This window comes from Stutzerimonas stutzeri RCH2 (genome assembly GCF_000327065.1).
Lineage (GTDB): Bacteria > Pseudomonadota > Gammaproteobacteria > Pseudomonadales > Pseudomonadaceae > Stutzerimonas > Stutzerimonas stutzeri_AE.
Window position 1 is genome coordinate 3,806,680 of the sequence record NC_019936.1, and the last position, 12,624, is coordinate 3,819,303.

The following is a 12,624-nucleotide window of genomic DNA, read 5'->3' on the forward strand; positions in this document are numbered from 1 at the left end:
TTCGCCTGTCGCAACTTTGCAACTGCTCCGCCTTGGTCTGTTAAGCTCACGAAAGCTGAATGACAGCCACATATAACAATAATCAGTCTTTATTGAATACTTATCCGGGACCCACAGCATGGTAGCTATCTCTCTTACGCCCAAGATAAAGAATATCGACAAGTTGCTCGCCCATTGCCATAGACGGCGATACACGGCGAAGAGCACGATCATTTACGCAGGCGACCGTTGCGAGTCGCTTTTTTTCATCGTCAAAGGCTCGGTCACCATTCTTATCGAGGATGACGACGGTCGCGAGATGATCATCGCCTATTTGAATGCAGGCGACTTTTTCGGAGAGATGGGGCTTTTCGAGAAGGAAGGAACGGAAAAGGAACGCAGCGCCTGGGTCCGCGCAAAGACCGAATGCGAAGTTGCCGAACTGAGCTATGCGAAGTTTCGCGAGCTGACCCAGCAGGATCCGGACATCCTCTATGCCCTCGGCAGTCAGATGGCCGAGCGTCTGCGCAACACCACACGCAAGGTCGGCGACTTGGCCTTCCTCGACGTTACCGGCCGTGTCGCGCGCACCTTGCTCGACCTGTGCAAGCAGCCCGACGCCATGACTCATCCGGACGGCATGCAGATCAAGATCACCCGCCAGGAAATCGGCCGTATCGTCGGTTGCTCCCGCGAGATGGTCGGTCGGGTGCTCAAGAGCCTGGAAGCCCAGGGTCTCGTCTATGTCAAAGGCAAGACCATGGTGGTATTCGGCACTCGCTGATCCTTCAGACCGCTACCTGCCAGCGCGCAATGCGCGGGCAGGCGGTCACTCCGGATCGGCAGCGACAGGGGCCGCACGGCCGCGCGAACGATCAGGGTAGAACAGGCGCTGCAGCTCTACGCCAGGTTGCTCGGCGCGCATGAACGCCTCGCCCACCAGGAATGCGTAGACCTGGTTTATTTCCATCAGCTCGACATCGGCACGATTGAAGATCCCGCTCTCGGTCACCACCAGACGATCCTTTGGAATCCGCGGCAGCAGATCCAGCGTGGTTTCCAGATTGACCTCGAAGGTATGCAGGTTGCGGTTGTTGATGCCCACCAGCGGCGTTTCCAGACGCAGCGCACGTTCGAGTTCGGTAGCGTCGTGCACCTCTACCAGCACGTCCAGCCCCTGCTGCTTGGCCACCGCTGCCAGCTCGTGCATACGCGCATCGTCCAGTGCCGCGACGATCAGTAGAATGCAGTCGGCGCCAAGCGCGCGCGCTTCGATCACCTGATACGGGTCGATCATGAAATCCTTGCGGATAACCGGCAGCGAGCAAGCCGCCCGCGCCTGCTGCAGATATTCATCGGCGCCCTGAAAGAAATCGATGTCGGTCAACACCGACAGGCAAGCAGCGCCCCCGGTCTCGTAGCTGGCGGCAATCTCGGCGGGCAGGAAGGGATCGCGAATGACCCCTTTGCTCGGCGATGCCTTCTTCACCTCAGCGATAACCGCAGGCTCCTTGCTGCGCACCCGGCGCTCAAGCGCGGCAGCGAAGCCACGCACCGGATCGGCAGCTGCGGCACGCTGCTCCAGCTCACCCAGCCCGACCTGGCGACTGCGCTGCGCAACCTCCTCGAACTTGCGGGCGATGATCTTCTCCAGAACGGTCGGCACGCTCACTTTTGATTCTCCTGCTTGAATACCGCGGTGAAGGAAACCAGCTCCTCCAGCTTGTCGCGCGCCAACCCGGTGCTGAGGGCATCATGCGCCATCTCAACACCCTGCTTCAGGCTGCTCGCCAGATCGGCTGCGTAAAGCGCAGCGCCAGCGTTGAGCACGATCATGTCGGCAGCCTTCTGCCCGTTCTCGCTCTGCCGGCGCCCCAGCGCATCGCGGATCAAGGCCAGCGAGCCCTGAGCGTCCTCTACGTTCAGGCCGATCAAACTCTGGCTCTTGATGCCAAAGTCCTCGGGCTGAATGCTGTATTCACGGATCTCACCATCCTTCAGCTCGGCAACATGCGTCGGCGCGGCCAGACTGATCTCGTCCAGCCCATCCTGCGCATGCACCACCAGCACATGCTTGCTGCCCAGACGCGCCAGCACTTCGGCCATCGGCCGGCACAATGCCTTGCTGAACACGCCAAGCACCTGATGGCGGACGCCGGCCGGGTTGGCCATGGGGCCGAGGATATTGAACAGCGTACGTAGGCCGAGTTCGCGGCGCGGGCCGGCCGCGTGCTTCATGGCGCCATGATGGGCCGGGGCGAACATGAAGCCGACGCCGACCGTATCGACACTGCGCGCCACCTGCTCGGGCGTCAGGTCGAGGAAGACCCCGGCCGCCTCGAGCAGATCGGCGCTGCCGCTCTTGCCGGATACTGCGCGGTTACCGTGCTTGGCGACCTTGCCGCCAGCGGCCGCAACGACGAACGAGGCGGCAGTGGACACGTTGAAGATATTCATGCCGTCGCCACCGGTGCCACAGGTGTCGACAAGCTTGTCGGTGTCGAAACGCACCGGAGCGGCAAGCTCACGCATGACCTGCACGGCGCCGACGATCTCGTCGATGGTTTCGCTCTTCATGCGCATGCCCATGAGGAACGCACCGACCTGCGCGTCTGTGCACTGACCGGTCATGATCTGGCGCATCACCGCCTGCATTTCTTCGGTGCTCAGATCGAGCTGCCCGACGATGCGGTTGAGGGCTTCCTTGATATCCATCAGCGCATGCCTCCGGTCTGCTTCAGAAAATTCGCGAACAGCTCGTGGCCCTGTTCGGTAAGGATCGATTCGGGGTGGAACTGCACGCCCTCTATATTCAGCGTTTTGTGCCGCAAGCCCATGATCTCGTCGACCGAGCCATCCTCCAGCTGGGTCCAGGCGGTGATCTCCAGGGACTCGGGCAACGTCTCGCGCTTGACGACCAGCGAGTGGTAACGGGTGACGGTCAGGGGATTATTGAGCCCGGCGAACACACCCTGGTCATGGTGAAACACCGGGCTGGTCTTGCCGTGCATGGCCTGCCGAGCACGTACCACATCGCCACCGAAGGCCTGACCGATGCTCTGGTGGCCGAGGCAAACGCCGAGAATGGGCAACTTGCCGGCGAAATGACGGATCAGCTCCAGCGACACGCCGGCCTCGTTCGGCGTGCACGGGCCCGGCGAGACGACGATGCGCTCCGGATTCAGCGCTTCGATCTCGGCCACGCTCAGCTCGTCGTTGCGCACCACCTTGACGTCGGCACCAAGCTCGCCGAGGTACTGCACGACGTTGTAGGTAAAGGAATCGTAGTTATCCAGCATCAACAGCATGATCAGTTCTCCTGCTGGTCGCGTTCGGCCAGGGCCACCGCACGGAACATGGCGCGGCGCTTGTTCAGCGTCTCTTCCCATTCGAGTGCCGGCTGCGAGTCGGCAACGATGCCGGCACCGGCCTGCACGTGCAGCTCGCCGTCCTTGATCACCGCGGTACGAATTGCGATGGCGGTATCCATGTTGCCGTTCCAGGCGAGGTAGCCGACCGCGCCGCCGTAGACGCCACGCTTGACCGGCTCGAGTTCGTCGATGATTTCCATGGCGCGAATCTTCGGTGCACCTGAGAGCGTGCCGGCCGGCAGGATCGCGCGCAGCGCATCCATCGCCGTCAATGGCGCCTTGAGCTGGCCGGTGACGTTGGAAACGATGTGCATGACATTCGAATAGCGCTCGATGACCATCTTCTCGGTCAGCCGCACCGTGCCGGTCTCGGCGACACGACCGACGTCGTTGCGGCCCAGGTCGATCAGCATCAGGTGTTCGGCAAGCTCCTTGGCATCGCTGAGCAGGTCCTGCTCCAACGCCAGATCAGCTTCTTCGCTGGCACCGCGTGGACGCGTGCCGGCGATGGGGCGGACCGTGACCAGGCCTTCCTCGACCCGCACCAGCACTTCTGGCGACGACCCCACCACGTGGAAGTCACCGAAGTTGAAGAAGTACATGTAGGGCGTCGGGTTGAAGCAACGCAGCGCGCGGTACAGATCGATGGGTGCGGCCTTGAACGGGATCGACATGCGCTGGGAAATCACCACCTGCATGCAGTCGCCGGCGAGGATGTAGTCCTTGATGCGGTTGACCGCCTGCTCGTAATCCTCGCGGCTGAAGCTGGAACGGAAGGTCGGCTCGGCACCGTTGCTCTTTTCGAAATCCAGGCCCAGGCGCGGCGTGATCGACTGACGCAGCTTCGCCCGTAACGCTTGCAGGCGAGCCTGACCTGCCTCGTAGGCTTCCGGCTGCGACGGGTCGACCAGCACGATGCAATGCAGCTTGCCGGCGAGGTTGTCGAACACCACCACGGCGTCGGAAACCATCAGCAAGATATCCGGTGTGCCCAGCGGATCCGGGTTGGGGCAATTGCCAAGTTTGCGCTCGACATAGCGCACGCTGTCGTAGCCGAAATAGCCGACCAGCCCGCCGTTGAAGCGCGGCAGGCCTTCGACCGGCGCGACGCGGTAGCGCTGCTGGAAGGATTCGACGAAGGCCAGCGGATCCTCGACCTCACAGGCCTCGGTCTCGATGCCATCGGTGGTCACGCTGATGCGGTGATCCCGCACGCGCAGCACGGTGCGGCACGGCAGACCGATGATTGAGTAACGCCCCCACTTCTCGCCGCCCTGAACGGACTCAAGCAGATACGAGTTCGGCGCATCGGCCAGTTTCAGGTATAGCGACAACGGGGTGTCGAAGTCGGCAAGGGTTTCGAACGACAGGGGAATGCGGTTATGGCCTTCGGCGGCCAAACGCAGGAATTCTTCGCGGGTCATGTCAGCCTCGTGGTCTGAGGAGGGTTCGAACGAACAACGGCAAACGCGCCGGCCTGGCCGGCAGGAAAAGTCAGGCGCGCCAGCGCCAACGGGCCAGGGCCTTGATGACTTTCATCCATTGTCTGCGGGTGAGCACCACGAGCTGATCTCTTCGGTGGGTCAAAAAGAGTCCGGCCACACTAGCGCAGCCCCGGAGCCGAAGCAACCAGCTCACGCAGGTCGTCGAGCACCAAAGCCGGATGCTCATCAGCGATGGGCTCGCCGTGGTTGTAGCCGTAGGTAAGCGCGACACACGGGACTGTCGCGGCCTTGGCAGCCCGCACGTCATTGCGCGAATCACCCACGAACAGCGATTCGCCGGACGCAACGCCCGCCTTGTCCATAACCCAGAACAGCGCCGCCGGATCGGGCTTTTGCTGCGGCAAGGTATCACCGCCGACCAGCCAATCGAAGTAACCGGCCAGCCCCTTCTCCTCCAGCAGCGGTTCGATGAACTGCGCCGGCTTGTTTGTGATGATCGCCAGCTTCACCTCGCGCTCGCGCAGCCAGTCCAGGCATTCGCGAACGCCCGGATAGACAGCCGTCAGCTCGTGGCCGCCGGCGTACGCCTGCATGAACAGCGCCAGCGCCTCGTCGGCCAACTCGTCGGCCACACCGTCATGGTTCAGCCCACCGGCCAATGCGCGACGTACCAGCACGCGCGAGCCGTTGCCGACCCAGTCGCGCACCCGCTCGATGCCGGCGGGCTCGCGGCCGAGCAGCATCAGCATCTTGTCCACCGCCGCGGCCAGGTCCGGTACCGAATCCATCAGGGTACCGTCGAGATCGAACATCACCAGCCGTGGCAGCGTGCCGTCGAACAGTTGCTCCAGGCGAGTCATGGCCGGGCAAGCGCCAGCTCGGCGCGCATCTGGTCGATCACCGCCTTGTAGTCCGGCTGATTGAAGATCGCCGAGCCGGCGACGAAGGTATCGGCGCCCGCCGCAGCGATTTCGCGGATGTTCTTCGGATTGACGCCGCCGTCGATCTCCAGACGAATCTCGCGACCGCTGGCATCGATCAGCGCACGCGCTTCACGCAGCTTGTCCAGTGTGTTGGGAATGAACTTCTGCCCGCCGAAACCAGGGTTGACGCTCATCAGCAGGACCATGTCGACCTTGTCCATCACGTACTTGAGCACGTCCAGCGGCGTGGCCGGGTTGAACACCAGACCGGCCTTGGCGCCGCCGTCCTTGATCAGCTGCAGCGAGCGATCGATGTGCTCGGAGGCTTCCGGGTGAAAGGTGATGTAGCTGGCACCGGCTTCGAGGAAGTCGCCGATCATGCGATCCACCGGCTTGACCATCAGGTGTACGTCGATGGGCGCGGTCACGCCATGCTTGCGCAGCGCTGAGCAGACCATCGGGCCGATGGTCAGGTTGGGTACGTAGTGGTTGTCCATCACATCGAAATGGACGATGTCGGCGCCGGCGGCCAGCACGTTGTCCACTTCCTCACCCAGACGGGCGAAATTGGCGGAAAGAATCGAAGGGGCGATAGCGAACGGCTGCATGACGACCTCGGGTAGCACGGCGGAATGCCGCGCATTGTACCCGAGGGTCAGGGTTGCGGCGCGCCTGACATCCATTGCGGATGCCGGCGAGCCGCTAGGTCGGATCAGGTCAGCTCATCGAAGCACTCACCGATGATGGCCAGGCCACGGTCGAGCAGTTCGTCTTCGGCAGTCAGCGGCACCAGCACACGAAGCACGTTGTAGTAGGTGCCGCAGGACAGCAGGATCAGGCCCTTGTCCCGCGCACGGGCGACGATCTGCGAGGTCAGGGCGGCAGCCGGCCGCGCATGATCGCCGTCCTCGAACAGCTCGATTGCGATCATCGCGCCCAAACCGCGCACCTCGCCGATCTCCTTGTGCTTGGTCTGGATTGCCTTGAGGCCTGTGGTCAGCCTCTCGGCTACCGCCTTGCAGCGGTCGAGCAGCTTCTCTTCCTCGAAGACTTCCAACACCGCCAGCGCGGCTGCACAGGACAGCGGATTGCCGGCGTAGGTGCCGCCCAGCCCGCCGGGCGCAATGGCATCCATGATCTCGGCTTTGCCGCACACGCCGGCAATCGGGAAACCACCGCCAACAGACTTGGCAAAGGTGGTCAGGTCGGCGACCACACCCATCTGTTCCATGGCGAAGAAGGTGCCGGTACGCCCGGCGCCGGTCTGCACTTCGTCGGCGATCAGCAGGATGCCGTGTTCGTCGCACAGTGCGCGCAGGCGAGCCATGAAATCCTTCGGCGCGACGTTGAAGCCGCCCTCGCCCTGCACCGGTTCGATGATAATTGCGGCGATATCGCGCGGCTCGGCGTCGTTCTTGAAGATGCGCTCGATGCTGGCGATCGAGTCATCGACGCTGACGCCATAAATGGCGCAGGGGTACAGCGCACGGAAGATACCGCCGGGCATCAGGCCCATTCCAGCGGAGTACGGCGCGACCTTGCCGGTCAGCCCCAGGGTCATCATGGTGCGGCCATGGTAGGCGCCGGTGAAGGCGATCACGCCGGCACGCCCGGTGGCGGCGCGGGCGATCTTCACCGCGTTTTCCACCGCCTCGGAGCCGGTAGTGACAAGCAGGGTCTTCTTGGCGAAATCACCCGGCACCCGCGCGTTGATCTTCTCGCACAGCTCGACGTAGGGCTCGTAGGCCAGCACCTGGAAGCAGGTGTGGGTCAGCTTGTGCAGCTGGTCCTCGACCGCCTTGATGATTTTCGGGTGCAGGTGACCGGTATTCAGCACGGCGATGCCACCGGCGAAATCGATGAACTCGCGGCCTTCGACGTCGACCACGCTGCTGTTCTTCGCGTGATCGGCAAATATCGGATGGATCTGGCCGACGCCACGGGGAACGGCGGCGACACGGCGTTGCATCAGGGATTCGTTGGTCTTGCTCATAAGCTCCTCGGTAGCCGCTCATCGTCGGCACGGGTCGGAAAGAACGCCAGGAAGCGAGCGCGGCAGCATACGATGATCGACTGCCGCGCCATCCGAGGCGTTCGGATTACAGTAAAACTCCGTGCATTATTTTGCACGCCTGTTTTAGGCCGCTGGCGTCAGATGCCGCCCAGGCACAGGTATTTGATTTCCACGTATTCATCCAGGCCGTACTTTGAGCCTTCACGGCCGAGGCCGGATGCCTTCATGCCGCCGAACGGCGCCACCTCGGTGGAGATCACCCCGGTGTTGATGCCGACCATGCCGTACTCCAATGCCTCAGCGACGCGGAACACCCGGCTCAGGTCGCGGGCGTAGAAATAGGCGGCGAGGCCGAACTCGGTGTCGTTGGCCTGGCGGATCACCTCGTCCTCGTCGCGGAAGCGAAACAGCGGCGCCAGCGGACCGAAGGTTTCCTCGCGCGCCACGGCCATCTCGGACGTGACGCCGCCCACCAGCGTCGGCTCGAAGAAGTTGCCGCCCAGTGCATGGGGTTTGCCGCCGGCCAGCAGGGTGGCGCCCTTGTCGAGGGCGTCCTGCAGATGGCGCTGCACCTTGGCTACGGCCGCGGCGTCGATCAGCGGACCGGTGGTCACGCCCTCCTCCGCACCGTTGCCGACCTTCAGCCGCGCCACCGCAGCGGAAAGCTTGTCGACGAAGGCGTCGTAGATGCCGTCCTGTACGTAGATGCGGTTGGCACAGACGCAGGTCTGCCCGGCGTTGCGGTACTTGGAGATCATCGCGCCCTCGACCGCCGCATCCAGATCGGCGTCGTCGAAGACGATAAAGGGTGCGTTGCCGCCCAGCTCCAGTGAGAGTTTCTTCAGCGTCGGCGCGCACTGCTGCATCAGCTTGATGCCCACCGCGGTCGAGCCGGTGAACGAGAGCTTGCGCACGATTGGGTTTTCGCAGAGCTCGGCGCCTACCTCGCGGGAGGTCGCGGCGTCGGCGGTAATCACACTAAGCAGCCCAGCCGGAATTCCCGCACGCTCGGCCAATGCAGCCAGCGCCAGTGCGGAAAACGGTGTTTGTGGTGCCGGCTTGAGGACCATGGCACAACCGGCCGCCAGCGCCGGGCCGGCCTTGCGGGTGATCATGGCGCTGGGAAAATTCCACGGAGTGATCGCCGCGGTGACGCCGACCGGCTCCTTCTGCACTAGGATGCGCTTGTCGCCGGCATGGGCGGGAATCACATCGCCATACAGGCGCTTACCCTCCTCGGCGAACCATTCGAGAAAGGATGCCGCATAGGCCACCTCCCCCCGGGCCTCGGCCAGTGGTTTGCCCTGTTCGGCGGTCATGATCCGCGCCAGGTCTTCCTGATTCTCCAGCATCAGTTCGTACCAGCGCCGCAGGCGCGCCGCGCGCTCCTTCGCGGTCAGCGCGCGCCAGGCCGGTTGGGCTGCCTGCGCGGCTTCGATGGCGCGGCGGGTTTCGCCGCGGCCCATGTTCGGCACGGCGCCAATCAGCTCGCCGGTGGCCGGATTGAAGATTTCGGTGCGCGCGCCACTGTCGGCCTCGCACCACTCACCGTTGAGATAGGCGGTTTGGCGCAACAAATCGGGTTGCCCAAGTTGCAGAGTCATGTGCGTATTCCGTCAGGCAGGTTGTTGAGTGCGCAGCTTCTCGGCGCGGCCACGCAGCCACTCCAGAGTCAGCAGAAGGGCGATGGAGAAGCCGATCAGCAGAGTCGCCGCGGCGGCGATGGTCGGGCTGAGGTTTTCCCGTATACCGCTGAACATCTGCCGCGGCAGGGTGATCTGCTCCGGGCCGGCGAGGAACAACGTCACCACCACTTCATCGAACGAGGTGGCGAAGGCGAACAGCGCGCCGGAAATTACCCCCGGCGCGATCAGCGGCAGTGTCACGCGGAAGAACGCGGTCAGCGGTGACGCGCCGAGACTGGCCGCAGCGCGCACCAGGTTGTAGTTGAAGCCCTGCAGCGTCGCGGAGACCGTGATGATCACGAAGGGCACGCCGAGCACCGCGTGCACGAGGATCAGCGACAGGTAGCTGTTGCCCATGCCCAGCGGTGCGAAGAACAGGTAGCTGGCCACACCGATGATCACCACCGGCACCACCATCGGCGAGATCAGTATGGTCATCAGCAGCGCCTTGCCGCGAAATTCCGCGCGGGTCAGGCCGACCGCCGCCAGGGTGCCGAGCACCACGGCGAGAAAGGTCGCGGCGGGCGCGATGAGCATGCTGTTCTTCAGCGAGCGCATCCAGTCGGCCGAGCTGAACAGCGCCTCGTACCAACGCATGGAAAAGCCCTGCAGCGGATAGACGAGGAACGAGCCGGAATTGAACGACAGCGGCACGATGACCAGCACCGGCACGATCAGAAACAGCAGCACCAGGGCGCAGAGGATGCGCAGCGCGTAGTACCAGGCCCGTTCGACGGGCGACATGTAGGGGCTCAGCATGAAAGGTTCTCCTGCCCATGAAGACTCTGAAAAGGCGGCTGCACCGCGACGTGCGTCATCTCAACCCAGCCGCAGGCGGCTGGCACCGACCAGCCAGCTGTAGATGACGTACAGCAGCATGGTGGCGAGCAGCAGCAGGCCGCCCAGCGCCGTGGCCATGCCCCAGTTGATGGTGGTGTTGGTGTAGAAGGCTACGAAGTAGCTGACCATCTGATCGTTCGGGCTGCCGAGCAGCGCCGGGGTGATGTAGTAGCCGATGGAGATGATGAACACCAACAGGCAACCGGCACCGACGCCGGCAAGGGTCTGCGGGAAGTACACCCGCCAGAAGCTGGCGAACGGATGACAGCCCAAGGACACCGCGGCGCGCATGTAGCTCGGCGAGATGTTCTTCATCACGCTGTAAATCGGCAGGATCATGAACGGCAGCAGGATGTGCACCATGGCGATGTAGACGCCGGTGCGGTTGAACACCAGCTGCAGCGGCTCGTCGATCAGGCCCATCTTCAGCAACGCACCATTAATGAGACCGCCAGACTGCAGTAACACTATCCACGCCGCCACGCGCACCAGAATCGAGGTCCAGAACGGCAGCAGCACCAGGATCATCAGCAGGTTGCTCTGCCGCGCCGGCAGGTTGGCCAACAGATAGGCCAGCGGATAGGCCAGCAGCAGGCAGATCACCGTGATCACCAGGCCCATCCAGAACGTACGAGCGAAGATGTCCAGATACACCGCCTGATCCGGCGAGACCTTGGCCAGCTCACCCAGCTCGTCGATGCGGTGATCCAGCGCGGCCAGCAGGTAGTAGCCGGTCACCGCACTGTCGTTGCGCTGGATCACCTGCCAGAACGCCGGATCGCCCCAACGCTCGTCGAGCGCCTCCAGCGCCTCCTGATAGGACGCCGGCGTCTCGCGAAACGGCATCGCCCGCGCAGTCTTGGTCAGCAGGCTGCGATAGCCCGCGAGCTCCATGTTCAACCGCTTGGACAGATCGCCCAGGCTCTGTTCACGGCGCGCCTGATACAGATCCTCGGCCAGCGCCTGATAGGCCGGATCCGCTGGCAGCCCACGACCATCCCATTCGGCCAGCGCCGCCAGCGTGCGTGGCAGCGTGTTCACCACCTCGGGGTTCTCGACGCTGCGCCAGAGCAGCGAGGCGATGGGCACCAGAAAGGTCAGCAGCACGAACAGCAGCAGCGGCAGGATCAGCGCCTGCGACTTGAGCTTGTTCACCCGTTCGGCCCGTGCCAGACGCTGTTTCAGATTGGGCTCGGCGATCTCGTTCGCCGGCAGGGATATTGCTGTGGCCATGAAGACTCCGCGATTCGTTCCGATAGCTGGGACCGGCCCCGCCAATGCGGCGGGGCGCTCAGGTCAGCGTGCTGCCCAGGCGTTGAAACGCTGTTCGAGCTGCTCGCCGTAGTCGGCCCAGAAGGTCACGTCCATCGCCACCTGGTCGGCGATGTTCTCCGGCGCGGTGGGCATCTGCGCCAGGCGCTTTTCATCCAGCAACGACACGGCCTGGGTGTTCGCCGGGCCGTAGGCGATGTTCTCGGCATAGGCCTTCTGCTGCTGCGGCTCGACCGTGAAGGCGATGAATTTGCGTGCCTGCTCCTGACTCTTCGCGCCCTTGGGGATGGCCCAGGAATCGAAGTCGTAAATACCGCCGCTCCAGACGATCTGCAGATTGCTCTCGTTCTGCACGGCGGCGATGCGGCCGTTGTAGGCGCTGCTCATCACGACGTCGCCGGAAGCGAGGAACTGCGGCGGCTGCGCGCCGGCTTCCCACCACTGGATGTTCGGCTTGAGCTGATCGAGCTTTCTGAAGGCGCGGTTCTGTCCGTCCTTGGTGGCCAGCACCTTGTAGACGTCCTTGACCGGCACACCGTCGGCCATCAGTGCGAACTCGAGGGTGTACTTGGCGCCCTTGCGCAGGCCGCGCTTGCCGGGAAATTTCTCGGTATCCCAGAAATCCGCCCAGCTGGCCGGCGCGCTTTTCAGCTTGTCGGCGTTGTAGGCGAGCACAGTCGACCAGACGAAGAAGCCGACGCCGCACGGCTGGATTGCACCTTCGACGAAATCGTCCGAGTTGCCGACGATGCTCGGGTCGAGTTCCTCGAAAAGCCCCTCGTCACAGCCGCGGGACAGTTCCGGAGACTCCACTTCCACCAGGTTCCACGACACGCTGTTGGTGTCGACCATCGCCTTGACCTTGGCCATTTCGCCGTTGTACTCACCCGCGACGATGCGGCCATGCCCGGCGGCTTCCCAAGGCTGATAGAAGGCCTTGACCTGGGCCTGCTTGTTGGCGCCGCCGAAGCTCACCGCGGTGAGGCTGTTGGCAGTGGCTTGACCGGCACAGACGAGCCCGAGCGCCAGCGCGGACAGTTTCAGGTAGTTGCTCATACCAGTTCGCTCCATGATGCAGTTGTTTGGGTTTCTTGT

At 63.4% G+C, this 12,624-nt stretch carries 12 protein-coding genes; 1 reads left to right on the top strand and 11 read right to left on the bottom strand.

What is annotated here, in order from left to right; translation table 11 throughout:
• Positions 1-118: 118 nt before the first annotated feature.
• Positions 119-763: a cAMP-activated global transcriptional regulator CRP gene (gene crp / locus PSEST_RS17715; protein WP_015278313.1), complete on the top strand. Its 645-nt coding sequence runs from the start codon at positions 119-121 to the stop codon at positions 761-763.
• 45 nt (positions 764-808) lie between these two features.
• Here the strand turns inward: crp and trpC are convergent, their stop codons facing one another.
• The 11 genes from trpC to PSEST_RS17770 all read right to left on the bottom strand — a co-directional run bounded on the left by trpC (position 809) and on the right by PSEST_RS17770 (position 12,585).
• Entirely contained in the window at positions 809-1,651 is an 843-nt protein-coding gene (trpC, locus tag PSEST_RS17720; RefSeq protein WP_015278314.1) for an indole-3-glycerol phosphate synthase TrpC, read from the bottom strand.
• Positions 1,648-2,694 carry an anthranilate phosphoribosyltransferase gene (gene trpD, locus PSEST_RS17725; RefSeq protein WP_015278315.1) on the bottom strand — a complete coding sequence of 349 codons (1,047 nt, stop codon included), beginning with the start codon at positions 2,692-2,694 and terminating at the stop codon, positions 1,648-1,650. The genes trpC and trpD overlap by 4 nt, the downstream gene beginning before the upstream one ends.
• A complete protein-coding gene (locus PSEST_RS17730) occupies positions 2,694-3,287 on the bottom strand; it encodes an aminodeoxychorismate/anthranilate synthase component II (RefSeq protein ID WP_015278316.1) in 594 nt (197 codons plus the stop codon). Before PSEST_RS17730 ends, trpD begins: the two co-directional genes overlap by 1 nt.
• 2 nt (positions 3,288-3,289) lie before the next feature.
• Positions 3,290-4,774 (bottom strand): anthranilate synthase component I, encoded by a 1,485-nt coding sequence (gene trpE, locus PSEST_RS17735; RefSeq protein WP_015278317.1) that lies wholly within the window; start codon positions 4,772-4,774, stop codon positions 3,290-3,292.
• A gap of 179 nt (positions 4,775-4,953) precedes the next feature.
• Complete coding sequence (locus PSEST_RS17740; RefSeq protein WP_015278318.1) at positions 4,954-5,655, bottom strand: phosphoglycolate phosphatase; 702 nt, start codon at positions 5,653-5,655, stop codon at positions 4,954-4,956.
• Positions 5,652-6,326, bottom strand: a complete 675-nt coding sequence (gene rpe / locus PSEST_RS17745) for a ribulose-phosphate 3-epimerase (RefSeq protein ID WP_015278319.1) — start codon at positions 6,324-6,326, stop codon at positions 5,652-5,654. Before rpe ends, PSEST_RS17740 begins: the two co-directional genes overlap by 4 nt.
• Positions 6,327-6,430: 104 nt before the next feature.
• Positions 6,431-7,711, bottom strand: coding sequence for a 4-aminobutyrate--2-oxoglutarate transaminase (gene gabT / locus PSEST_RS17750; protein WP_015278320.1), 1,281 nt, complete (start codon positions 7,709-7,711; stop codon positions 6,431-6,433).
• A 158-nt stretch (positions 7,712-7,869) separates the two neighbouring features.
• On the bottom strand, positions 7,870-9,336 hold the full coding sequence (gabD, locus tag PSEST_RS17755; protein ID WP_015278321.1) for an NADP-dependent succinate-semialdehyde dehydrogenase: 1,467 nt from the start codon (positions 9,334-9,336) through the stop codon (positions 7,870-7,872).
• Between the two features lie 12 nt (positions 9,337-9,348).
• The gene (locus PSEST_RS17760) at positions 9,349-10,176 is read right to left on the bottom strand and encodes an ABC transporter permease (RefSeq protein ID WP_015278322.1); all 828 of its coding nucleotides are present in this window, start codon (positions 10,174-10,176) and stop codon (positions 9,349-9,351) included.
• A gap of 60 nt (positions 10,177-10,236) precedes the next feature.
• Positions 10,237-11,490: an ABC transporter permease gene (locus PSEST_RS17765; RefSeq protein WP_015278323.1), complete on the bottom strand. Its 1,254-nt coding sequence runs from the start codon at positions 11,488-11,490 to the stop codon at positions 10,237-10,239.
• Positions 11,491-11,553: 63 nt separating this feature from the next.
• The gene (locus PSEST_RS17770; protein ID WP_015278324.1) at positions 11,554-12,585 is read right to left on the bottom strand and encodes an ABC transporter substrate-binding protein; all 1,032 of its coding nucleotides are present in this window, start codon (positions 12,583-12,585) and stop codon (positions 11,554-11,556) included.
• Positions 12,586-12,624: the final 39 nt, after the last annotated feature.